Below are 24937 nucleotides of genomic sequence, written 5' to 3'. Positions count from 1 at the left end.
TTTCACTTAAGGTTTGATTTCAAGGTCACGTATCACTGATCCATGCTTCCCGAAGGGCCCTTTGGGTATTCCATTGAGTTTCACTTTCACGCCACCCGCATTCCCTAGCGTCAAAAAAAATCGCTCATGTGCCCGCCAAAGGGCACGCTCGCCCGGTTGCAACAAAGCCTCATGTGGCTCTCGGTCATCAGAACGAACCACGACCCATGTAATTTCCAAGGCTTCCAACTCCAACATGAGAGGCCCATCCTGTTCACCCTGACCAGGCTCGAACGGAGCACTCATCACCTTCACAGGAGCAGCAGGTTGGCCATTAGGTGTTTCTTGCACAGCTTGTCCTGCGTCAGGGGCTTGTGACGTCGCAGGCGTAGAGGATTCGGGCGGTTTCTTGGGAGAGGGAGAGGATGGTTTTTGGTTCATCGGTGGAGACACTGCAGTCACTGATGTCCCGCCTTCGATTTCCTGACTAGTTTCCGAAGTAACCGTTGCCTCCTCTCCAACACCCACAGAGGGCATGTTGGATTTCGTCGGGGACTCTTGAGATACCTTTGGCGGAGCACTAGATGGCCGAGGCGGGGGGGACGACTGTTCTCTAGGCAATATAAAAATCAATCCAATAAGTACCACCCCTGTAAGAATGATCACTGCATTTCTATTGGCCTTGCCTTTCCGATTCTCTTCTTCCCGTTGGATGACTTGCTGCTGTTCTTCCTCTTCCTTTTGGTAATACGATCCGGCGGAGATTGTAAATCGCCGTACAGCTTCTTCTTCATCCAACCCTAGAGTTTTCGCATAGGTCCGGACAAACCCTTTGGTAAAGACTTTCTGAGGAAGGGAGTCAAATTGTTCTTCTTCCAACGCGTTTAAATAAAATTCCTGGATTCTGGTCGAGGCACCCACATCCTGCAGGGATAAGCCTTGAGCTTCCCGCGCTTCTCGAAAAAATGTTCCCAATGAATCCATAGGTCAGCCTCGACGATCTTGACCACACGAAGACGGCATTAAGAGAAAACCCTGAGGATCGCGCATGCAGGTTTCACCTCTCTTGATCATCATAACCAATTCCGTGTGATGTAAATGTATGAGAAGAAGCCCAAACCCAGGGCCATTCTTATGACAGGTCCTCGAAATGCGTGAGTCGTTTAAACTCTCGAAAGCGGGTTTCTACCTCCTTATAGTCTAGGTCGCGCAAACGGTCAAGACTAAAGGCTTCGACATTAAAGGACGCCATGACAGACCCAAAGACAATCGCCCGCCGCAATCCCGCATCCGAGAAATCTCCGGTGGCGGCCAGATGTCCCATAAACCCTCCGGCAAACGTGTCCCCGGCGCCAGTAGGATCTTTCACCATTTCTAATGGGAAGGCTGGGGCCCCAAAGGTATGTTTCTCGTTAAACATCAGGACGCCATATTCGCCCCGCTTGATGATCAAATGTTTCGGCCCGCGGGCAAGCGTCTCCTGCGCAACCTTGACTAAATTTGAATCTTGCCCGAGTTCTCGGGCTTCCCCATCATTGATGACCAACACATCGACCTTTTCCAGCACTTTCCATAATGCCTCACGCTTCCCGCCGATCCAAAAATTCATGGTATCGCAGGCCACGAGCTTTGGACGCTTGACTTGATTTAAGACATCGAGTTGCAGTTCGGGGTCGATATTCCCCAAGAACAACAAATCCGGGTTCCGATAATGATCGGGAATTTTAGGACGAAATGTTTCAAGCACATTGAGTTGAGTATCCAGGGTCTGCGCTTCATTGAGTTGGTAGGAATATTCACCTTTCCATCGAAATGTCTTTCCGCTTCGACGTTCAAGTCCGGAGATATCAATGCCCCGCCCCTTTAAAAATTCAATATGCTGTTCTGGAAAGTCTTCCCCAACGACCGCAATCAAATCGACCTCCGTAAAGAAACTGGCAGCCGTTGAGAAATACGTGGCCGATCCTCCCAAGACATCCTCGACTTCACCAAACGGAGTCTTGACCGTATCAAAGGCCACGGACCCCACCACTAACAATTTTCCCATGTCATCAACTCCTTTTAGGTTTCTTCTTCAGTTGAGGTGGTAAAAATAATTGATAGCGCCGCCTGTCTGACGCTGAAATGGCTTCCGGCGCAGTCACAATTGCCTGCTGCAATGCGATTCCACAGAAACATGTTCGTGGGTTGCCGGTATACTGGAGGGCTTTCAAAATAACTTTTTTGGCTTGGACCACATTGGCATGCATGATGCTTAAAATGGCTTCCACCGTGACCGACTCTTCGGTTTCATGCCAACAATCATAATCTGTTGCCAAGGCCAGAGTGGCATAGCACATCTCCGCTTCTCTGGCGAGCTTCGCCTCAGGAATATTGGTCATGCCAATCACATCCACGCCCCATTGTCGATATAGGTTCGATTCCGCCTTTGTCGAAAATTGCGGCCCTTCGATACACACGTAGGTGCCACCGGCATGGGTGATCGCGCCCACCTCTTGGGCGGCACGGTGAACAATCCCCGCAAGCTCACCACAGATAGGTTCGGAAAACGCCACATGGGCCACGAGGCCCTGATCGAAAAAAGTTCCCGCACGTTGAGTCGTTCGATCAATGAATTGATCCGGCAACACCAGATGCCCAGGTTCAATATGTTCCTTCATGCTGCCTACTGCACTTACGGAAAAAATTCTTTTCACTCCAAGAGATTTTAGGGCATAGATATTAGCCCGGTAATTAATCAAGGACGGGCTTATACGATGCCTTCGGCCATGACGCGATAAAAAGGCGACCTGCTGACCAGCCAACGTTCCAATTACCAGAACATCCGAAGGCTTGCCAAACGGTGTAGCCACTCGCACTTCACGCACCCGAGTCAGGCCTTCCATTTCATACAACCCACTCCCGCCAATCACGGCAATATCCGCTCGAGGTTTTACAGCCATATCCCCCTTCTTTTCCTACCTAGCATTGATCGGTATCAAGATATTTTGTTTCGTCTCTTTTCGCACTTGTGTCATAAACCGATGCACGTGTGTCATTATTCGAGCCGTGATGTTGGAGATAGATTCATCAGGCAACACTGACACCCACTGCACTTCCGGCTCTTTGCGAAACCACGTCATTTGGCGTTTCGCAAAATGGCGTGTATCCCGCTTCAGGAGACGAACCGCCTCATTATAGTCATAGTCCCCTTCAAGAAATCCTGCCATTTGTCGATACCCCAGACTTTTCATAGATGTCAGATTACGGGAATAGCCCTGAGCCAACAGTCGGCGTGTTTCTTCCACCAAACCTTTTTCAATCTCCACATGGACTCGTTCTTCGATTCGTCGGTACAAGGCCTCCCGATCCATGGTCAAGCCGAGCATTAACGCGTGAAAGGGCCGATCCTGAAACCCGTGCTGGTCATGCGCCTGACTAGCTGGCACCCCAGTTTGGCGAAAGATTTCTAAAGCACGAAGCACTTTGACGGCATCATTAGGATGCACCTTCTGGGCCCGCTCGGGATCAACCTGTCCGAGTTCCTGATAGAGTGCGGACAATCCCCGGTCTTCTGCTTCTCGCTCTAACGCCCGACGTAATGTCCAATCTACCGGAGGACCAGGCCAAAGTCCTCGCAGCAAGGCCCGAATGTATAACCCTGTACCACCAACCACCAGAGGGATCCGGCCTTCTCGATGAAGACGTTCAATTTCCGTCACGGCATGGTATCGATATTCCCCGGCATTGAACGGCTCATCGGGGTTCACAAGATCGATGAGGCGATGAGGCACGTCTTCGCGCTCGTCGAAAGACGGTTTATCCGTTCCGATATCCATGCCCCGATAAACTTGGGTTGAGTCAGCCGTGAGCACTTCCGTACCCAAGGCCTTCGCCATTTCAATTGCCACACGGCTTTTTCCAATAGCAGTAGGTCCAACAAGCACGATCACGGGAAGCAAGGAGGTATTCGTGGACAACACAGCGGTTTTGGCCTTTGAAGGAATCGACATTGTTCTAAATTCGACGGAAAATTTTGTGAAGCTCGTCCATGGAAAATCGCATTGTGACCCTCCTCCCATGGGGACAAGTCATGGGAAAACCTTCTTGCACCCAATCCTCCAACACGAGTTTCATTTCCGGTTCAGCCATCGCACGACCTGCTTGGACCGCACCTTGGCAAGCCATGGATGCCAAAATGGGACGAACACGTTTTTCGATGGAATCCAGGGATTTCCATTCAGTCAGATCCTCGACTAGATCTTGGACCAATGCGGCATAATCCATGGGTCCAAGCAAGGCCGAGACTGACCGAATAACAAAAGTCGTTTCCCCGAAGGGTTCCATTTCTAAACCCAAACTTGAGAGCTCCGGTAGGGCCGATTGCAGGAGTGCGGCAGTATGCGGTTGGAGTTCAATTGGCTCGGGAATCAACAGTGATTGTGATTGCACGGTTTTTTCCACCCAACTTCGCCATAAACGCTCAAACAACACGCGTTCATGCACCGTATGCTGATCCACCACATGAAATTCTTCCCCCACTTGAGCCACAATGTAGGTATGGCTTATTTGACCTAACACCCGAACCGTGAAATCAGGTTCGAGTAAATACGATGCCTTCGCCTCACCAATATGATCGGATTGAAGAGTTTCATGGGAAAACAGTGTCACCCTGTCCTCAGGTGTAGCCGATGAAGTGCCTGTTTCAGTATTCGCCCGAACGAATTCACTAGGATTCATCCTCAGAACATCCTGCTCAAAGTGTTGTTGATCCCCATATGCCCTTGGGTTTGAGGGCTGCCCCCTCCGGTACCCTTCCAGATCATCCACTGGCTGCATCGCTGATTTTCGTTGGAGGGGACGTCTCACGGCTTCTTTTACGACTCGATGCACCATATCAGGTGCAGAGAATTTCACTTCGCGTTTGGCAGGATGGACATTCACATCCACCACGGCAGGATCGATTGTTAAAAATAACGCAAACACCGGGTGTCGCCCCTTTGGGAGAAACGACCCATAGGCTTCATAAATCGCGTGCGAGATGGTCGTATTTTTTATCACCCGTCCATTCACAAACATTTCTTGGGGGGAGCGACTTGTTCGTGCGTGATAGGGGTTAATCGTTACCCCCTCAACTTTGAGTCCACCACGTTCAAAATCAAGAGGTAGCATCTGATCCATCACCCTGGTTCCATACAATTGGAGCAGGCGATCTTGCAGGGAATCCACGGCGGGAAAATCGAATACCACATTGTCGTTATGGGTCAAACGAAATTGGGTTCCAGGAGACGCCAAGGCGGCCTGTTGGACCACATGGCAAATGTGTGAAAATTCCGTGGGCGTGGATTTCAAAAACTTTTGACGTCCTGGGGTATTGTAGAATAACTCTGCAACGTCAATTCGGGTACCAGGCGGACATGCCTGCTCTTTCATGGAAGATACGGGACCACCATCGGCAATTAGCTGTGTGCCCACTGACTCCCCGCGTTTTCCAGTCAACAAACTGAACTTCGATACTGATGCAATGCTTGGTAACGCTTCTCCTCGAAACCCATAGGTTGCAATGTTCAATAAATCCGACACATTGGAAAGCTTACTGGTGGCAAATCGTTGACAGGCCATTTGCGCATCGGCCCGAGTCATCCCTTCGCCATTGTCCGTGACACGAATCAGCCGCTTGCCACCTTCAACCACATCTATTGCAATCATGGAGCTCCCAGCATCCAAACTATTGTCCAGGAGTTCTTTCACCACGGACGCCGGACGATCCACAATTTCTCCGGCCGCAATCTGGCAGGAGACGGAATCAGGCAACACGCGGATTTTGGTGTCAGGAGACCTTGTCATGGAAATCCTAATAAGGTGGTCATGCTTAAACGGCGTATCGTAATCAAAGACGAGGCTGTTTGAAAAGGTCGCTAGGGAATCCGATTAAGATCTCGTGAGGCTAATTTGGCTTCAGGTGTCCCCCGAAAGTCTTTAATCAACTTAATCCAGTAGGCTTTGGCCTTTTGAGGCTTCCGGGCTTTCACCATGACTTTTCCTAATTTGAATAAGGCCGCAGGCACCTGTCGACTCATTTCATACTGTTCAATAAGAGTCGTCAATGCGCGAGCCGCTTCTTTCAGATTGCCCTCCTGTTCATAACACTCCCCCAAATAAAAATAGGCTTTGGGGACCATGGAACTCTCCGGGTAATCGGCAATAAAATTCTGAAACTGGGACAATGCCAAGCCAAAGTGTCCTTTCAAATAATCCTGATAGGCAAAATGAAACGCCTGGCTCGGTTTGATTAATCGCTTAGTCTCGGAGGTTCCGTTGGAAGATTGATGCTCGAAATCTGACCGGTCCGCAGCAAACCCTATATTGAGGCTATAAGTCGCCATAATCAGAGATATACATAATATTTTCATGACCATGGCATTCATCAGATCAATTAGCTATATGCACGGTGCTTGGGTTATTTGGGAGCAGACGATTTGGAGGCTGCGCTCTTTTTAGAAGACTGCAATTGTTGAACACGCTGAGACAACCCAGCAATTTGGTTTTCATGTTCATCGACTTTTTTCCCAAGCTTGGTCCCAATAGTATTGACGACTTCCTTGAGTTGGGCGAGGCTTGAGGTTAATTGGTTCAGGTGTTCCACATTCGCTTGCAACTCTTGATTGACCCCCTGTAAAGAGGACGAGTTGTTTGCGGTTTCCGTGATCCGTCGCTCTTGCTCCGCTAGTTGGGCTGCCTGAGCATCGAGCCGAGATGAGAGGGACGACTTGAGATGATCTAGCGCAGTCACCACGGATTGTACGCTTGCGGTCACCTCATTGACGTGGGAAGAGAGCGCTTGAAGATTCGCATCCTGTTGAGAAGCATTTTGGGATTTGGCCTTTTGGACCTGCTCTAATTGCGCAGCCAATTTTCCCATTTGTTGCAGTTGCTCATCACTCCGCTTCCCAAGCATGCCTGCCATGGAATCCAACACTTCGCGCATAGAGACCACGGACTGATTTAAATCCTGGATATGTTTATCTTGCGAAACCACCTGCGTGCGTGCCTGCTTTAAATCAGCCTTTAGACCTTGGGTCTCGGCATCAAACTTTTTGGAGAGAGACGCGTACTGCTCCTCAATTTGCTTTAATCGGCTTCCCGATTGCTCCAGGGTCTGGCCATGCTCATCCACCTTCGATCCTAATTGTGCGCTCACGGCATCCAACCCATTTCGAAACTGGGTCATGGACTGAGTCAAACTTGCAAGATTCTGTTTGGCCCCTTCATTTTGCTCCTTGAGCGCAGCCAATTCCGTCCCCACTTTGGTGTTCAAGTTCGATAGTAATGCCGATTGGGCCTTAAGTTCGGCCGCTTGCGCATCGACTTGCTTGCCTAAATCCGCATTGACCTCTTTAAGTGTTTTCGCCACCGAACCAATGCTGGTTTTGACATCGGTCTCCAAATATTGTTTGAGGGTTTGAGTATCCGAATCCAACTTCTCTTGTAATGCGGTTTGCTGTGCCTCTACCTCATTTTTCATTTTGGTCTCGGCAGCTGTTGCCCTCGCCTGTTCGGCAACCAAACGCGTGTCAATCCCAGCCAGAGCCTCCTTGAACTCTACTAGCGAAGTTCTGAATCCAGCCATCTGCTCACTCATGGTTTTACCCTGACGATCAAACTCTTTTTGGACATTGTCGCGAAGCGTCACGATTTCTGCAGCACGGGCCTTATTACTTTTTTCCAATTCCGCCCTGAGATTCTTCTCCAACTGGACCAGGTCATCAACTTTTTTCTCCAGGCGTTGCAGTCGATGGGATTCTGATTCTAATTCGCCGCTTAACTTTGGAAGGTTTTCCTCCCGAAGGCTTCGCAAGTCACTATTGATTTGCGCACGCGCCTTGACCAATTCCGACACTTCTGATTTTTGTTGAGCCAAGACGGCCTGGGATTCTTTAATCGATTGGTTGGCTTGAGCCAGGGTGGAAGCTAGGGCTTTTTTCTCCTGATCAAGTTTGGCAATCTTGGTTTCAAACTCTTGCTGAAAGCGCACAAGATCGGCTTGTTGGGCCACACAAGATGGCAGACTCACCAACAGCACACCAATCAAGATCATTTTCGGCAGACGACGTAGGAACAAAGCAAGCCTCCCCATCTTTGATGAGCACCACTCTAAATCTCTTTGCGCCATTTTTACCGCCCCCCTATGCACATATCACCAATACACCCAAAATCAATCTGAACTCCCTGATTATATCCTGGCCAGGACGAAACGTCCGGGCAATGCCCAACCATCCCATCACCACCTCTTTGATAATGGCAGGAAATCCCAGAAGCGCTACAATGGCGACCAGGACGGAGAACTATGATGGGTTCCTCCAGTCGTCAATTGCTCCAACCCCGATCCATCTACATTCACCATGTAAATATGACTCGTCCCACCCCGGGTGGAACTAAAAACCAAATGTCGCCCATCTGGTGCCCATGAAGGGGAATCATCGATTTCGCTAGATGGGCCTGAGGTAATTTGCATGCGTTTTTGCCCATCCGGGGTGATCCGACATAATTTGAACCCCTGCTGTGGTAATTGACAGACATACACAATCCAATCTCCGCGAGGGGACCAGGCGGGGGCAGCGTTATATTGCCCTTCAAAGGTCAGACGTCGAACGTTTGAGCCATCCGCACTCATAAGATAGATCTGAGGACGCCCCCCTCGATCGGAGGTAAATGCAATTTCCCGACCATTGGGGGACCATGCCGGAGAAAGATCGGCACTGGAGTCAAACGTGAGTTTCAGCAAGTCTTTCGTCGTCAAGTCCAACGTATATATATCCGAATTTCCCTCCGTCGCCGACGCAAAGGCTAACAGTTTTCCGTTGGGAGAAAAGGCTGGAGTAATATTCAAACTTTTGGCTGAAACCAACGTCGTCTTTGTGCCCGAAGCTAAATGAAGAAGAACGATCTCTTGATTATTTTTTTTATAAGTCGTAAAGGCCACGTGCCGTTGATCCGGTGACCAAGCAGGCATGAGACTCAATCGCTGATCGGCCGTTATCTGCTTTGGACCAAACCCATCATAATCCATCACAAACAAATCTCGATTGCCCTTGGCGTCTTCCGCCACATATACAATTTTGGTCCGTGCAATCCCAGGATCTCCCGTGTACCGGGAAACCAATTCATCCGCCCACCGATGCACCATGAGCCGTAGTAATTTGAAAGTGATCGGGCTACCTACGTAGCGTTTCCCCAAAGCAAGATCTTCGCTCCCTCCATCGAAGGCACAGGTTTCCATCACAAGCTTGCTATTCTTCCGCCCTACACGCCCCCAGCTGGATACGGTGGCTCCGCTTCCTTTGGCCTTTCCCAGAAGTTCTGTTCCCTGACAATGCGATTGAGAAAATTCCAGGGTGGAAATGGGCTCGCCCACGACCTCAAAAACCTGAGACCTGGTTAAGTCGGCCTTAAGAATTTGAGCTATCTGTGCTCCAATGGGATTCCCCGAGTCCGCACCGGCATTTCCATCGCCAAAGCCCATAACCCAAATGGGAATCTTTTGAAACTCCGATCGTTTGGTTTCCAAAAACACGTCTGCGGCCTTAGACTCAAATAAGGCCACCCCTCCCACACCGAGAAGCGCAGCGATTACACACATGAAACGTTTAGGTATTTTCATTAGGAATCCACATTAACGGTAAATTGAAATTGTACATCGTAATAGGCCTCGCGCATATCGGGAGAAAATTTTGGCAAGGGAGCGGCATCTAACACCGCCCGTTTCGCGGCAATATCATAATACTCATTCCCCGATGATTGTTCGATGGCCAATTTCTTTACAGCCCCATTGCGCTCAATTCGAAAGGCCAAAACAACTCGAAGAGGGTTGAGGGAACTCACCTGAACAGTCGGCGCCACCCACTCTCGATCAATTTTTGACCACACCCGTCCCCAATACGGATGGCCCTCTGGAGAAGAGCCCGACACCTGGAGAGTAGTCGTGGCATTTTGTGTACCGCTCTCTACCGGTTTCGAAAAAATATGATGTGGTTCAGGCGCCTGAACATCGGGAATCATGAGCTTAGCGATTTTTTGATTCACCGCATTCTCGTGAACGGAATTTGGAGAATGCTCTCTCGACGCGTTTTTCAATAATGCCTGAATTTTGGAACGATCCACCGCAGCTAATTGTGGAGCTTCCGAAGGCATAACGATCCCCTCAAGCTCTTTGCGTGGCTGCAAAGGGGGTTCCTGGTGTGATGGATTAGGCACCGGAACCGCCTGTACATTTTTCTTTGGAGCCCCTGAAGATTGTTTCATTTCCGGAACCACCACCGATTGCAGTACTTGTTTCAATGAATCCGCCACCCGAGGACGAGAGGGCACCTTCGGTTGAGGTTCTACCTTGGACGATTGGCTACTACTCGCTAGGTTCTCTGATTTAGAATTTGGCGAAGGTTTTATCTGCGCTGGTGGCCTCTGAGGATTTTGAGGAACAGCGACAGACTGGACAGCCTGTTTCAGCGTATCCGCCAATGAGCCAGGGGAAGGCACTGAAGGAGCCGGCGGATCATCTTTAGGGGACGGTTGCTGCACCGAAATTTTTGGAGCCTGAGGAATCACTGGCATGGTAATCGACTGCTCTTCAATGGGTTCTCTCACGGATTCAGTCGCCGTTGGAGCTATGACAGGAGTATTGGGCACCGAAGCCATATCCCGAGATTGGGGCACCGCGACACTCTCAAGAGCATCCACAATAGACTGCGTCACCTGTTCCGTCCGAACCGGTTCGACAATTGGAGGTGGTACCGGATCAATTTTTGGCTTTGGAGTTGCCGCCTCCGGAGGAGTTTTGGTTTTTTGTACAGGTGTGGTTTCCTTTGAGGGCGCAGGCGTCGTAGATTGAGATATTTTGGCCTTTTTTATGGGTGTAGTTTTCTTCAATGGCGCAGGCGCCGTCGACTCCTGAAGAGTCACAAGGTTCACGCGATATGAGGCCAAGGGCTGTTGAATGGTCGGGGAAAAACGGACACTCATAAGACCCAAAAGCAGGACAGCATGCACCACCAATGAGGCCACCAGGCCTCGTTTAAATCGGTCATCCACCCATGCGGAAGATTCCGCTAAATGCCCAGAGAGAAGACTATAGTGGCCGGCATAGGACATAACATCCAGCGTATCGCCCTCTCCACTTAGGAGAGGTCAATGGATTCTTCCTCCAGCTGGGTTCCTTTCGGGTTGGTCACCATTCCTAATTTTTCAATGCCCACCCGTTTCACCTCATCCATGACCTGGACGATTCGCCCATAGGGAATTTTACTATCGGCGCGGAGATAGACTGACACCATCGGATTCGTCGCTCTCGCTTCATGAAGGCGTTTGCGTAAACTAATAATTGTGACACGATCTTTTCCAACATAGATTGCTTCGTCAGGTTCAATGGAAATAATGAGCCGCTCATCAGGAGTAATTGTATTGGAAGAAGAACGAGGGAGGGTGATATCAATCCCTCTATGAAGCATGGGCGCAGTGACCATAAAGATCACCAACAAAACAAGCACCACATCCACTAGCGGGATAATGTTGATTTCAGATAAAAAACGGCGATGACGGGATTCAAACATCACCGGACGACTTCAGCCTCATCGACCCTGTTAGACAGCTCATCCAAAGCATTGAGAAATTCAATACTAAACGCTTCGACGCGATAGGCACTTTTTCGAATCTTTGTCAAAAAATAATTATAGGCAACCACGGCGGGTATCGCCGCGAATAACCCGGCGGCAGTGGCGACCAGTGCTTCCGCGACACCCGGGGCAACTGCAGCAATGCTGGCAGATCCTTGGACTCCAATTTCTCGAAACGCATTCATTACCCCCACCACGGTCCCAAATAATCCGATAAAGGGAGTGATGTTCCCTGTGGTGGCCAAAAAGGGAAGGTAACTTTCTTGATGATTAATTTGACCTTGCACGATGTACTGTACCACTTTTTCAAGATATTGGCGGTCTGGCCATCGCCGGCCTCGCTGATCCCCTATAAGATCTTGTCTTTCCACGAAATCTCGATGTTGATCGACTTTATTGATGACTCCAACTAAGACGGCTCCGCTTGAACTTTGCGAAAGCACATTCGCGGTTTTCTTTAAATTTGCCAACTCCTTCCTATTAAGAGTCGAACACTCAAAGGCTTGAAGAAATTGGGACTCTTCCAGATCGCTTGTGCGAAACATTCTCCATTTATAGGCAATAATCCCCCATGAAGATACCGAGAACAACAGGAGGGTCAACAAGACAAAAATTGAAACTGGTCCAAGAGATCCAAGCGTTTCCAAAGGATTACTAGAGAACATCAAGACCTCCGGTTGTCTGTAGGGGGAAGATGTAGAGAAACAATGCCTGTGGATTTGGAATGTTCGGAACACTCACGCTGAGAAGTGTATGGCGGGGCCGACGGGACTTGAACCCGCGACCTCCAGATTGACAATCTGGCGTCCTAACCAGCTGAACGACGGCCCCACATACCTTGCTTATTAAGGAGCCTTTTTCTGGCATTTAGACCTGGGAATTTCTTCTAAAATTACAAAAGAACTAACCGGGTGTATGGCCTAGGCTCTACCGGATTTATTTTCTGTAGTTGGTAGGCGGAACAGGGATTGAACCTGCGACCTCTGCCTTGTAAGGGCAATGCTCTCCCAACTGAGCTATCCGCCCATTCGATCAATTTCGGATTTACGTAAGATGAATTATATCAAGCATGTAGTCCATGTCAACCTAATGATATCCGGTGGAAATTTCCCACTCTTCTGGATCAAGGATTAACTTCCTTCACCAATGCAGTGTTCAATTCTTATCTTAGTTCTTCGTGATTTCTTAGCGATATTGTGAATTTGACAAGGTCTTATCATGTGAGTATAAGGCCTGAGGCTTCAAAATGGCACTCACTTTCATAGAAATACTCGCCCCGTCCATTTAAAACCATGAGTTTCAGAATTCGAGATACCAGTCGATCGTTTTCCTCCGAACATCCGGAGTTGTTGTCCCGCTCTGAACGAATTTGGCTATTTGCCGAGCAACACCGTGGTGCGGTGATTTCGGGAGTCTTGCTGATCTGTGTCGTGATGATGGCAATCGGCGGTATATTTTGGTGGCAACAACAACAAGAGAAAGAAGCCCTCGCAATGGAACATCAGGCTGGGCAATTATACCTGGACCGTTCGTTAGACGATCCTGACAAGGCAAAGGAAAATCTGAACAAGGCCAGTGCCCTCTACGAACTAATCCTTGAGAAATATCCTAATACATCAAGTGCTGAGCTGGCATGGTATTTTTTGGGCAATGCCCGCGCAGAAAGCGAAAACTATACTGGTGCCATTGAAGCCTATGAAAAGTATATTTCTTCATTCCGGGATAATCCGGCCCTTCTCGGTCTGGTATATCAGCGATTGGGGTCAGCCTATATCCTCAATGGACAGCGGCAAAAGGGTATGGAAACCTATTCTCAGGCACTGAATGTCACCGGAACACTCAATAAAGATCAAATCATTTTTGAAATGGCAAAACTCGAGGAAGCCGAGAATCAGACAGAACAGGCACTGACGCATTTCAAGCAACTCCAAGATGAATACCCGGCTTCACCCTATGTCAATGAAGCCATCATGCGTATTCGGGTGCTTGAACCACCAAAGGAAATTCCTGAAGCCAAAGAAGAGAATGCCGCCGGAACCGAAGTGCCGGCAGCAGAACAGAAAGACTAACCTCAGAATCAAAGGATAGGGTTAAGGACTTACCATTAACATTCGCCCGGCTCGAATCACACTGCTTGGCAAATTATTGAGAACTTTCAAATCCCTCACACTCACGCTGAATCGCTTCGCAATCGTCCAGAGACTATCGCCTCGACGAACCTTGTACCACTTGGCGTCCCCTTCTCCTGAAGTTTGCCCCCCACCTTCCCCCACACGCAATCGTTGACCAACATGGATCAGGTTTCCAGAGAGATTGTTGAGGCTTTTGAGTTTACTCATGCTCAAATTAAAACGATGGGCAATTACCGACAGGCTATCACCACTGCGCACCCGATACCATGTCACTTGAGGTGGAGGTTGAACCCATTGCTTAAGTTCATCCCGAATATTTTCTACTTGATATCCCATGCCCACGGGCACCTTTAAAAAATAGCCTTCCTTTTCCGGAGGGGTAATACTACGGCGCAATTCTGGATTAAGGCGCCGAAGATCTTCGAAGTCTAGACCCGTTTTTTTGGCCACGGTTCGCAAATGAATCGTATCATGCATAAGGACTTCATCGTATTGATGAACCTCCGAAGTCGTCCCAGCGCGAAATCCAAATAAAGTTGGATTTGTAGCAATAATGGTCGCAGCCATAAATTTTGGTACATACTCCCGCGTCTCTCGACGAATATACCGTGTTCGACGAATTTTCCAATAATCACGGGTTCCGCTTTTTCGAATGGCCCGAGAAATTTTCCCTGCTCCAGCATTATAAGCCGCCAATGCCAAAGGCCATGATCCAAATCGGTCATAGAGGTCACGTAAATGTTGGGCAGCTGCCACCGAGGACTTAATCGGATCACGCCGTTCATCAAGGTACCAATTGACGCGAAGGCCATAGGTCTTGCCCGTGCCTTTCATAAACTGCCACGGTCCTGCCGCCCGCGCCCGTGAATAGGCTCTTGGATTAAACCCACTTTCGATGATCGACAAGTAAACCAATTCTCTCGGCAGTCCGAGCTCAGCAAAAAATTGATCAACCACTGGTTTGTATTTGCTAAAGCGATCCAGCCATTCCTGAAAACGCTCAGGAATCACGGTTTGAAAGTAACGAATGTTTCGTTCAACGGAGGGATTCAGTATAAGGGAAATTTCGCCATAAGGAAGTTCAGGCTCGGGCTCAACCTCACTGGAAGATGCGGCAAAAAGTTTCTTATAGCGCCAAGGTTTCGGAGTAGAACCAACCTCCAGGCTAGGCAAAGGAAGCTGATGATTTTGTAAACCTTCATTCCGTAATGTTTTACCTGCCTCCAATAATGGAACCTGAGGAATATTTTTTAATGAATTTTCAGATTGGTTTCCCAATTCTTGTGGCTCATCTGTTAATACCCCTACCGAAGATTTGATAGGGGTCACCCGAGTCTGGGATTTAACACTCTCGGATGTTGAGAGTCCCTTTAAATTCCCAGACTGAGCGATCTCACTGGAACCCCCTTCCACCTGGAGTCCAGGTTCCTCATTTACTTCTTCCTCGACAGGTGGAGTAGGCCCAGTTGCTCCAAGAGAATTTGGGCCCGAATCCCCTTTGGCCAGGGATGAGGACTGGGTGGTCGGCAATAAATCTTGGGAAACAGAAATGGCATTTGACTGTGCGAATGAAAATGAAGGCAATGCGATCAGGATCACGACCGAAGTTGAAATAACTCGTCTTACCATAGATTTCTTCAACAAATTCATATCTAAGTGCCTCTTTTTATTAAAATTTTCGGACTTCGCACAACTTCCTTGAGAGATTAATCACAACACCAATCCCTGTCAAGACACAAACCCCTCGGTAATATATATCGGCAAAAGACAGAAAAATCATTAGCAATTTCTTACAACATCTTCAAACGTACAGAGGGACCGAAGGACTCCCCTTATCATGGCCATTTTTCCACCCGATTGTACCAGACAAGGTTGGGCAAAAAAACCTGCAATAATTCATGGACACTAAGAGACAATGTTATCCAGAAAGAGGACACATTTCCTAACTGCCGCAGCAATCACTCATCTTAAGGGCTGCGCGTAAGAATAAAATTCCCTCCTGGTTCTATGGGGTCGAGGTCATTTCCAATTCGGGTATACCACCATCTCCCGTGGGCTGTTAGTCCGCTTTCTTCCAGTTGAGCCTCAAAACCTCCTTCACGATCATTTCCCAATTGAATCCATCTTCCCTTCCACGTTTTATCTAAAAGAGAAGTTGTCTTAAAACGCCCTTGTTGCCAGTCATAAGTCCCATTTCCCTGTTGGTCCAACACCAAATTATACATGACTTCACCCTCATGATATTCCCAATGTCCAGAAAGGGATTCAAGAGAATCAGGGACTTTTGAGATTTGTTCGTCCAACCGGGGCTCATTTTTTTCTCCATCTGGAATATTGGCGCAACCCCAAGGATTTAGTAAAGTCACGAGGCAAAAAATAAGAAGCCACGGCCGGGGAATATTCCATAAATGCGAATGCCACCATTTCGACAGAATACACCAATTCCACATTACCCATTTTTTGTGGGCCGAACGTTCATGTAGACAGGGTAGACTTTGACGACTACTGATCATGGGAATAAGAAAATTTCTAATGGGCACCTCTAAAAAATGGTAAAAGCGGATTTACCCGGAGCAGCCAAACTTGCTGAGCATATCACCCATCAGAAAAAAAGGATGAGGTACCCACCGACCATTAGGGTTTGGGAGCATCCGCCCCACACCGGAAGCCGGTTGAATGATTGCGATCGAGAGGATCACTCGCAACCCGTGTAAAGACCCGGACCTGCGGCGTCTCTACCTGCCACCCTGAACTTCGTAAGACTTTGTAGGTTCCCTGATCAGGACCCTGGGGATTATACCGAGGACTGGTTTGATAATAGGCGGCATCATACCAATCCGCCACCCATTCCCACACATTCCCCGCCATATCGTAAAGGCCATAGGGACTTTTTCCCGGCTCGTAAATGCCAACCGGCACAAGGGTTTGCTCACCCCGCCACTTCTGATTAAAGTTCAGATGCTTGTGAGTCGGCTCCACATTGCCCCATGGGAATCGACGATCGTCTGTCCCTTTCCCAGCCTTCTCCCATTCGGCTTCAGTCGGCAGTCGTTTGCCTGCCCAAGTGCAATACGCTTGAGCATCAAACCAATCGACATTAATGACCGGCAGCTGGGCAATGGATTCTGGCATCAGTCCCCTCTGCCATAAATCTTTGGTCGCATCTCGAGGATGTTTGGGAGCCCGATGCCCGGTAGCTCGAATAAACTCCAAATAGCGCCCATTCGTCACTTCATACTTATCAATATAATACGCAGGGAGATCTACCTCATGGTTGGGATATTCATCACGGCCACCGTCCCGCGCCCATTTTGTCACCCCCATCAAGAAGGTCCCTTCAGGGATCAAAATCATAGGAGCCCCATCCTTTCCAATCTTCTCCAATGCCATTGGAGCCGCAACCGCCGCTGGAACAGTGGGAGCAAGAATTCCGTTTTCCAAAAGACTTCCCCAAATAAGTAAAACAATAAACAGACAGAACCTTCTACACAACATGGTACCTCCTTAATTCTTCTTTCTACTCAGCTCTGATATTGCCAAAAAACATAGCCATCAGGAACGTTCCCGGCGGATGTTTATTTTTTTCCGTAAGGAATTTTTACCGCCAAAAATCAGTCAGTATCAACATTGATCAAATTAAGTTGAACTCGTCTATTGCCGATAAACTGGAAACGAGCACACAAACCAACCGTTGAGCAGGAGGCTCAACAGAGGATATCAAGACGAAACCACACCCCACTAGGGAAGGACCGGTGTGAACATGAATCATGTTTGCGGCAACCAATCCTCTACCACGGCTCACATACCCTCACGGCACCAACTCAAGTACTCCTCCGTTCCCATTCCCTGGCGGATACGGATTTGGCAAGATACCACCTCTACGCAATTGTGGCATCGTTCCCTGAATTGGATCACCGAACCCCGTTCCTTATGGAAAAAGAAAACCAAACCGATGGCCGGGTTTCCTTTCCTTCGTTAACAGATGGCTGGCAATCACCCCGGTCACCATTCCCAACCTTCCCCTTCCAATCCACCTTCGCCCTTTCTCCTCCTTATACCCTATGACAGGAGAATCTAGTTTTTATCCATTCTAAATGTGCTACCGACTCACCCTCGAATTGGATCCGTCAATAACCAATTGCTGTTATAAAGACTCTAACATCGATGACCGATACAAGGGTTAACTGAATACGTAGAATTATCCAACAACAAGGAACGATACCCCTAAAAAACGTTTATATTGGCAATCCCTTGACCATTCACAAATAAAATGGATACCTTTCTCCATAGCAACAATTCAGCAACCCTTCCCCCACCACCACTGTCACAAGCACCTATTACAATCCTCATCATAGAGGATGATGAGGAAGACTTTATCCTGGTGCGAGATTGCTTAAATGAAATAGGGTCAAATTATTTCCACATCGAATGGTCCAAGACCTTTGCCGATGGGCTCAAGGCCCTTATGACCCACGCCTATGACGTCTGTCTCTTGGATTACTACCTGGGAACCCATACCGGAGTGGAACTCCTCCAGCAACTAACACGGCTTGAAGAAAACACCCCAGCGATTTTAATGGTATCCGGCGAACCTAACCCGGAAGCGGATATCCAGGCCATGAAAGCGGGGGCCATGGACTTCCTGGTCAAAAGCGAACTTCACCCGAGTTCTGCAGAACGCTCGATTCGACATGCCCTCAGCCATAGATTAAACCAACTCGCACTTAAAGATTACGCCATGGAATTAGAACGTAAAAACCAAGAGTTGGCCATCGCTCGCGATGATGCCATGGTGGCGGATCGTTTGAAAACCGAATTTTTGTCCAATATCAGCCACGAGACCCGAACCCCACTCAACGGAATGATGGGCCTCATCCAATTACTGAAAGACACTCCCCTCACCACCGAACAACGAGGGGCCATGCAGGCCCTGGAAGATTGCACCGAGACCCTACTCGTCCTGATCAATAATCTCCTCGACTTTTCTAAACTCGTAGGGGGAAATCTCGATCTTCAAAATATTGATTTTGATATCAGAACCACCATTGATGACATCATCACTCGCCTGACTCCCCAAGCCCAGCGCAAGAATCTCGATCTCCTTACGATGGTCCAAGCCACTGTCCCGGGAATGATTAAAGGGGACCCCGGACGACTTCGTCAGATTATGAATAATCTCCTTGGGAACGCCATCAAATTTACAGAATCTGGCGAAATACAAATTCGCGTGACTGTTGAAGGCCAAGCACAAGGAACCATATTCCTTAGACTCTGTGTTGCGGATACCGGTATTGGCATTAGTGAAAAACAGCAGAACCATTTATTCGAAATTTTTTCGCAGGCTGATGGGTCAAGCACCAGACTCCATTCAGGAGCAGGGGTAGGTTTGTCGGTAACTAAACACCTAGCCGAACTCTTAGGTGGAACCATCGAGTTTGATAGTACGGTCGGTAAAGGCAGCCGGTTTTGGGTCACGATCCCCTTCTCGACATCCCTGACCAGTAAGGATGAATCCCAGGCCTCCACTTTTGATCCAGGAAAATTAAAAGCAAGCCTCTTCTGCGCAAATCCTGTAAATCAATCTTCGATTATACACCACTGTCGAATGCTGGGAATGCTTCAGGAAACCTCGTCGGATTTCGAACAAGGACTCAAGGTTCTAAAGGAAGCCGCCTCCCACGGATGCAAATTCGATGTAATGATTATTGACCATTCCCTGCCAACCTTTGACGGGTTCTCGTTTGCCGAAAGAGTCAAAGCTGATGACGAACTCCAACACCTGCCCATCCTCATGATTACCGAAGGCTCACGTGGAGAAGCTCAAAAAGCTCAAGAGGTTGGCATCGCCGCCTACCTCACGACTCCCTTCCAACACTGGCAATTCTCTGAATGTCTTCGCCTTATGGTTCACCCATCGTCCCAAGCCTCTTCCAATATGAAGACGCACTCAAAATCGATAATTACAAAACACAGTCTCCGCGATGCCCAGGCCAAGGGAAAAACTCGGATTCTCCTTGTGGATGATAATGCCGTCAATCAAAAGGTTATCATCCGCACTTTAGAAGCCCTCGGCACAAGAGTCGATGTCGTAGATTCCGGACAAGATGCCGCCATGGCCGTTCATTTACATCCCTATCATATGGTGTTGTGCGATCAATGGCTGAGCGAATTTGATCCCGCTGCGATGGCGACCCTATCTCAACGACTCTTGGAATCCTCCATACCGATGATTCTCATGACCAATGTTCCCGACGCGACCGGGAACACCTTTCCTACCAAATACCCCGTGGTGGCAACATTGCCTAAACCCATCAGACGTGAGGACTTGGCCGAAATGATTCTGCAATGGGCCCATAACAATGATCTGGAAGAAGCTGGCACACCCATTTTCGCAATATCCTCTGAGCGCAAGTATTAGTCCACTCACTACACACTCTTGGAAGGAATTTCATGACCGGTTCCCATCACATTCTCATAGTTGATGACTCCCCGGAAGATGCCATGGTGTATAGTCGATACTTATCGGCACAGGGCAAACCTCACGAGTTCACCTATAGCCTCGCTCCGTCAGGAGAAGAAGGATTACGACTCGCCCGGGTTGAGAGTCCCGATTGCCTGTTGCTTGATTTTTACCTTCCGGACATGAACGGCTTGGATTTTTTGCAGCAGCTACCCCAACGAGATGGCAAACCAACGATCCCCATCATCATGTTAACCGGGCAAGGAAACGAGGCAATTGCGGTCAACTCCATGAAGAGCGGAGCTGATGATTATCTGGTCAAAGGCACGCTCACCTCTCAAGAATTAAAAAGGTCTGTCTTGGGAGCGTTGAAAAACGCCGCATTGGCGCAAGCCATGAGGGAACATCAAGCCCAACTTCAAATTGATCAGATTTTAGCCACGGCTCAAACTTTTAGGGAGGGCTCTAGCGAAATTATCAAAGCCATTGGCTTAGGCATGGATTGGCAGGCTTGTTTTCTTTGGATCCCCAATGCCGATCAGACCCACCTGGAATATGCAGGTGGGGTCCAAAATTTCGGAAATCTGACTCACTGCCAGAATTCTTGCAATCCATGCCAGACTTTTAGCCAGCTCACGCAACAAACCTTGCTCACCCCGGGGGAGGATTTCCCAGGACAAAGCTGGAAAACTGGAAATGTGGTTTTTGTCAAAAATCTCACCTCCCTGGAGCATTTCCCTCGAATTCAATGCGCCTTGGATCTTGGCCTGACCGGAGCCTTCGCGCTTCCTCTCCTCGTAGGGGAACGGGTGATCGGCATCCTAGAATGCTGGTACAAACAGCCTCGCCAGGTTTCCCAAGAACGCTTGTCAATCTTGAAAGCCTTCGCCAATCAAATCACGAGATTTTTTGAACACAAAGAAATCGAGCAGATGCTTCGAAAACGAGAAATGGAGTACCGACTGGTCACGGATCATGTACCAGCGATGATTGCCTCTTTTGATCATCAACGACGATATCGTCTGGCCAATCAACAGTATCAGGAGTGGGTCAACCAATCTGGAGAAGCTATTATCGGACACCATGCTCGGGAAGTGCTAGGAGAAACCCTCTACGTAGAGGTGAGCCCGTATATGGATCAGGTCTTAACCGGAACCATGGTAAATTTTGAGCTACGCACACCACAAGAAGATGGGACCTCCCGTTGGCTCCAAGTGACCTATGTCCCCGACCGGGGAGAAGACCAGGAGATTCGAGGATTTTTTTCCCTGATCAACGATATCACCCACCGTAAATTATCCGAGGAGCGGCTTCGACTCCAGACCCAAGAATTAGCACGATCCAATGCCGAGCTGGAACAATTTGCCCACATCGCTTCCCACGATCTCCAAGAACCACTCAGAAAGGTTCAAACTTTCTCGGATCGTTTACGTTCACGATGTGCCCCACTGTTAGGGAAACAAGAGTTGGAATATTTAGATCGGATGCACAAAGCCACGAATCGGATGCAAACCCTGATTCGTGATCTGTTAGCCTTTTCTCGAGTGGGTACTAAGAAAAATCCATTTCAACCCATTGCTCTCAACGAAGTGGTCACTGAAGTCCTGAATGATCTGGAAACCTTAATCTCTAGGGTCGGAGCCACGGTCGAATGCACTCCTCTTCCCACCGTGGATGCCGATCCCACTCAAATTCGGCAACTGTTCCAAAATCTTATAGGGAATGCCCTCAAATTTCATAAAGTGGAAACTCCACCCCATGTCCAGGTATTTGCCCAGACTATCAAACCCATAGAGGACATGATCTCGCCCGATGCCCCTCATTGTTATATTGGTGTGAGAGATAATGGGATTGGGTTTGAACAACAATACGCTGACCGGATTTTTGGTGTATTTCAACGCCTGCATGGACGTGATGAATACGAAGGAACTGGCATTGGCCTATCAATATGCAAAAAGGTCGTGGAACGACATGGAGGAGCCATTTCTGTTACCAGCTCCCCAGGAGAGGGAACGACTTTTTGGATTTCTTTGCCACTCGAACAACCACAAGCAACAGGAACCAAAACTCAGGCGGCACGGGATGCTGCCCGCGCGACGCACGAAGCCCAACTGGCATCCTGCACGTAACCACCATCGAGGCATATGGTTTGTAAAAACTCCGACCTGGATTGAAACAAAAGGTATCGATCGCACACTCATGAGCGCCTCATTAGCCAAAACTCTTCCTGACCAAGCAATCCCCACTCGGGAAGAAAACTCGTCCAAAGATTTCATTCGCATCCTTCTAGTCGAGGACGATGAGGATGATTATATTTTGACACGCGACGCATTGGCAGAGATCTCCTCCCCCCTCTGTTCACTTGATTGGGCGCCCACCTTTGAAACCGGTCTGGACCTCGTCAATCAAGACCGCCATGACCTCTATCTCTTTGACTACCGGCTCGGAGTTCGTACCGGACTCGAGTTGCTTCGCCAAGGCATTGCCCAGGGATGCGACAGCCCCATCATTCTCCTGACCGGTTCGGGAGGGGAATTAGTTGCAGCCGAAGCACTACGATTAGGGGCGGCGGATTATATGACCAAGAATTTGATGACGACCAAAAGTCTGCATAGGGCCATCACCAACGCCTTGGAAAAATCCCAACTCCGCCAAACGCTTGCCGACCATCAACACCGTTTAGAACACAGCAATCAAGTGCTCACCAAACAAAATCAAGAAATACAGCGTTTTTATCACACGCTGGCACATGAACTAAAAACCCCTCTCACCGCTGCCAGAGAGTTTACGGCAATCATGCTCGATGAATTGGCAGGTCCACTCACCCCAGAGCAACGGGAATACCTTCAGATCTCCCAAGAATGTCTGGGGCAGATCACCAACCAAGTCAATGATTTATTGGATATCACTCGGCTCGATACAGGCAAACTAAGCATCAACTGCCAACAGGAAGATATGGGTTTGTTATTGTCGCATGCCGTAACGGCCATGAATACCTCAGCCCAACACAAGTCCGTCGCCATTGCGTTATCGGTCCAACCGAACCCACTTATTGCCTGGATTGACCATTTCCGCATGACTCAGGTGATAACCAATCTACTGAACAATGCCATTAAATTTACCCCTCCCGGAGGAACCATCACGCTCAGTGCTTGTGAAGATCCTGACAAGCCGGAAAATCTTCGCATTTCCGTCCAGGACTCGGGGTGCGGAATCGCGCCGGAACATCTTGACCATATTTTCGACCGTTTGTATCAGGTAGAAGAAGGACATGCGCGAAAAGAGGGAGGCCTCGGATTGGGACTAACCATTTCCCGCGAGATCGTCATCCTCCATGGAGGCCAGATTAACGTTCAAAGCCAAATGGGTCATGGAACCAAATTTACCCTGACCCTGCCAAAGAACCGCACCAACCCCATCAGCCATAGACTCAACCAAGGAGTGTCCCGTGAAGTCCAAAATACTGCTTGTTGAAGACGATGAAAAAATTATTAAAGCCTTAACCATTAGGCTCAAAAGCCAGGGGTACGATGTGGTCGTAGCCTTTGATGCCGTCATGGCCACGGCCCAGGCGATGCAACATCATCCGGACATTATTTTGTTGGATATTTCCATGCCTGGGGGAACGGGATTTACCGTAGCCGAACGGCTAAAAGACTCCTCACTCACCACTGACATTCCCGTCATCTTCTTAACGGCCAGTAAAGAACCCGGCCTCCGAGAACGTGCCAAGGAACTTGGGGCTTTGGGCTATCTAGAGAAACCCTTTGAGGCACAAGACCTTCTCACCCTCATCCAAAAGGGCCTCGCAGGCCAAGCCGCCCGGTCATAATTAACAAGGCGGCCACCAGTCTACTTTCCAACACACCCTACTCCATTCCATTGCCACGGGTATGCAAGTGTCTCAAAACTTCGTGCCACTAGATCAATCCGCGGTTCTTTCACTCATCCATAGGCAACTACCCTTTTGAAGCCTCAAGTGTAATCTTTAGGATTCTATCCACGAAAAAAACCTATCAGCGTCCGGTTTCAGGTTAAGTTTCTATCGAGGACACCGATACATCCTTCTACAAGGTGACAAAGGCAAACCACCCGAGAGGATGGGACGCAAAGCCAAGGGACCTGATAAGGGAAACTCGTTTCCCAGGGTACGCCCGGCTACCACGATGACCGCTGTTGGCATTGTTGCGCCCATTCCTTTTACAGGATGGGCGTTTTTTTTGGTCGTGTGCTGCTATAAGGAGATGCCACCATGCCGTCGCTACAACTTCTGGAACCGGTATTAATTGCTGATGACGATACTGATGATTGCCTCATCGCCATGGAAGCTTGGGAAGAAACAGGGCATGGCAATGAGCTTCGGTTTGTGCAAGACGGGAACGAATTAATCGATTATTTGTATCAACAAAATCGTTATTCCTCTCCCGAGACCGCTCCCCGCCCAGGACTTATCTTACTAGATTTGTCCATGCCCAAAAAAAGCGGCTTGGAATCTCTCGCGGACATCAAAGCCGATCCGACCCTTCAAGATATTCCTGTTATTGTTCTCAGTACTTCTAAAACACCCAAAGAAGCTTCAGAAGCTTATGCTTTAGGAGCTTATGGCTTTGTCACGAAGCCTTCCACTTTTCATGAATATCTTCGGGTGATGCGGGATGTGCGGCAAGCTTGGTCTGCCTTAAAAAATCAACGGACCCTTATTTCCGCGAATCACTAGG

The 24937-nt window shown here is 48.8% G+C and carries 20 protein-coding genes, 2 tRNA genes and 1 riboswitch; of the genes, 6 read left to right on the top strand and 16 right to left on the bottom strand.

The features are described from left to right. Window positions 1-6: 6 nt before the first annotated feature. The 13 genes from PPG34_RS14975 to PPG34_RS14915 all read right to left on the bottom strand — a co-directional run bounded on the left by PPG34_RS14975 (window position 7) and on the right by PPG34_RS14915 (window position 12653). The gene (locus PPG34_RS14975) at window positions 7-963 is read right to left on the bottom strand and encodes a helix-turn-helix domain-containing protein (RefSeq protein WP_313834221.1); all 957 of its coding nucleotides are present in this window, start codon (window positions 961-963) and stop codon (window positions 7-9) included. A gap of 148 nt (window positions 964-1111) precedes the next feature. Beyond that, complete coding sequence (locus PPG34_RS14970) at window positions 1112-2026, bottom strand: PfkB family carbohydrate kinase (protein WP_313834220.1); 915 nt, start codon at window positions 2024-2026, stop codon at window positions 1112-1114. Window positions 2027-2030: 4 nt separating this feature from the next. Further along, entirely contained in the window at window positions 2031-2921 is an 891-nt protein-coding gene (gene mtnP, locus PPG34_RS14965; RefSeq protein ID WP_313834219.1) for an S-methyl-5'-thioadenosine phosphorylase, read from the bottom strand. A 15-nt stretch (window positions 2922-2936) separates the two neighbouring features. Beyond that, window positions 2937-3971 (bottom strand): tRNA (adenosine(37)-N6)-dimethylallyltransferase MiaA, encoded by a 1035-nt coding sequence (gene miaA, locus PPG34_RS14960; RefSeq protein WP_313834218.1) that lies wholly within the window; start codon window positions 3969-3971, stop codon window positions 2937-2939. Window positions 3972-3975: 4 nt separating this feature from the next. Beyond that, on the bottom strand, window positions 3976-5805 hold the full coding sequence (mutL, locus tag PPG34_RS14955; protein WP_313834217.1) for a DNA mismatch repair endonuclease MutL: 1830 nt from the start codon (window positions 5803-5805) through the stop codon (window positions 3976-3978). A 71-nt stretch (window positions 5806-5876) separates the two neighbouring features. Next, window positions 5877-6371: a tetratricopeptide repeat protein gene (locus PPG34_RS14950; RefSeq protein ID WP_313834216.1), complete on the bottom strand. Its 495-nt coding sequence runs from the start codon at window positions 6369-6371 to the stop codon at window positions 5877-5879. A gap of 47 nt (window positions 6372-6418) precedes the next feature. Next, window positions 6419-8131 (bottom strand): coiled-coil domain-containing protein, encoded by a 1713-nt coding sequence (locus PPG34_RS14945; RefSeq protein WP_313834215.1) that lies wholly within the window; start codon window positions 8129-8131, stop codon window positions 6419-6421. A 147-nt stretch (window positions 8132-8278) separates the two neighbouring features. Next, complete coding sequence (gene tolB, locus PPG34_RS14940) at window positions 8279-9619, bottom strand: Tol-Pal system beta propeller repeat protein TolB (RefSeq protein ID WP_313834214.1); 1341 nt, start codon at window positions 9617-9619, stop codon at window positions 8279-8281. Further along, window positions 9619-11106: a TonB family protein gene (locus PPG34_RS14935; RefSeq protein ID WP_313834213.1), complete on the bottom strand. Its 1488-nt coding sequence runs from the start codon at window positions 11104-11106 to the stop codon at window positions 9619-9621. The genes tolB and PPG34_RS14935 overlap by 1 nt, the downstream gene beginning before the upstream one ends. 26 nt (window positions 11107-11132) lie before the next feature. Beyond that, the gene (locus tag PPG34_RS14930; protein WP_313834286.1) at window positions 11133-11564 is read right to left on the bottom strand and encodes an ExbD/TolR family protein; all 432 of its coding nucleotides are present in this window, start codon (window positions 11562-11564) and stop codon (window positions 11133-11135) included. Continuing rightward, the gene (locus PPG34_RS14925) at window positions 11564-12292 is read right to left on the bottom strand and encodes a MotA/TolQ/ExbB proton channel family protein (protein ID WP_313834212.1); all 729 of its coding nucleotides are present in this window, start codon (window positions 12290-12292) and stop codon (window positions 11564-11566) included. Before PPG34_RS14925 ends, PPG34_RS14930 begins: the two co-directional genes overlap by 1 nt. 89 nt (window positions 12293-12381) lie before the next feature. After that, window positions 12382-12458: transfer RNA gene (locus PPG34_RS14920), tRNA-Asp, on the bottom strand. A 119-nt stretch (window positions 12459-12577) separates the two neighbouring features. Beyond that, window positions 12578-12653: transfer RNA gene (locus PPG34_RS14915), tRNA-Val, on the bottom strand. 266 nt (window positions 12654-12919) lie between these two features. On the opposite strand from PPG34_RS14915, the gene PPG34_RS14910 reads away from it, so the two are divergent. Further along, the gene (locus PPG34_RS14910) at window positions 12920-13696 is read left to right on the top strand and encodes a tetratricopeptide repeat protein (RefSeq protein ID WP_313834211.1); all 777 of its coding nucleotides are present in this window, start codon (window positions 12920-12922) and stop codon (window positions 13694-13696) included. A gap of 21 nt (window positions 13697-13717) precedes the next feature. Here PPG34_RS14910 and PPG34_RS14905 read toward each other — a convergent pair whose 3' ends face one another. The 3 genes from PPG34_RS14905 to PPG34_RS14895 form a co-directional block, all read right to left on the bottom strand. Further along, on the bottom strand, window positions 13718-15409 hold the full coding sequence (locus PPG34_RS14905; RefSeq protein WP_313834210.1) for a lytic transglycosylase domain-containing protein: 1692 nt from the start codon (window positions 15407-15409) through the stop codon (window positions 13718-13720). Window positions 15410-15726: 317 nt separating this feature from the next. Continuing rightward, window positions 15727-16062: a hypothetical protein gene (locus PPG34_RS14900; RefSeq protein ID WP_313834209.1), complete on the bottom strand. Its 336-nt coding sequence runs from the start codon at window positions 16060-16062 to the stop codon at window positions 15727-15729. Between the two features lie 331 nt (window positions 16063-16393). Next, the gene (locus PPG34_RS14895; RefSeq protein WP_313834208.1) at window positions 16394-17254 is read right to left on the bottom strand and encodes a formylglycine-generating enzyme family protein; all 861 of its coding nucleotides are present in this window, start codon (window positions 17252-17254) and stop codon (window positions 16394-16396) included. Window positions 17255-18029: 775 nt separating this feature from the next. Here PPG34_RS14895 and PPG34_RS14890 point away from each other — a divergent pair. From PPG34_RS14890 to PPG34_RS14870, 5 genes are all read left to right on the top strand, one after another. Beyond that, on the top strand, window positions 18030-20177 hold the full coding sequence (locus PPG34_RS14890; protein ID WP_313834207.1) for a response regulator: 2148 nt from the start codon (window positions 18030-18032) through the stop codon (window positions 20175-20177). 32 nt (window positions 20178-20209) lie between these two features. Then, window positions 20210-22348 carry an ATP-binding protein gene (locus PPG34_RS14885; protein WP_313834206.1) on the top strand — a complete coding sequence of 713 codons (2139 nt, stop codon included), beginning with the start codon at window positions 20210-20212 and terminating at the stop codon, window positions 22346-22348. Then, a complete protein-coding gene (locus PPG34_RS14880; protein ID WP_313834205.1) occupies window positions 22302-23693 on the top strand; it encodes an ATP-binding response regulator in 1392 nt (463 codons plus the stop codon). The genes PPG34_RS14885 and PPG34_RS14880 overlap by 47 nt, the downstream gene beginning before the upstream one ends. Then, complete coding sequence (locus tag PPG34_RS14875; RefSeq protein WP_313834204.1) at window positions 23668-24051, top strand: response regulator; 384 nt, start codon at window positions 23668-23670, stop codon at window positions 24049-24051. The genes PPG34_RS14880 and PPG34_RS14875 overlap by 26 nt, the downstream gene beginning before the upstream one ends. 240 nt (window positions 24052-24291) lie before the next feature. Beyond that, window positions 24292-24385: riboswitch (cyclic di-GMP riboswitch) on the top strand. A gap of 86 nt (window positions 24386-24471) precedes the next feature. Then, window positions 24472-24936, top strand: coding sequence for a response regulator (locus PPG34_RS14870; protein WP_313834203.1), 465 nt, complete (start codon window positions 24472-24474; stop codon window positions 24934-24936). The last annotated feature ends 1 nt before the right edge of the window (window position 24937 follow it).

This window comes from Candidatus Nitronereus thalassa, assembly GCF_032191465.1.
Taxonomy (GTDB): domain Bacteria; phylum Nitrospirota; class Nitrospiria; order Nitrospirales; family UBA8639; genus Nitronereus; species Nitronereus thalassa.
This window is presented reverse-complemented; position numbering and strand designations above follow the sequence as displayed.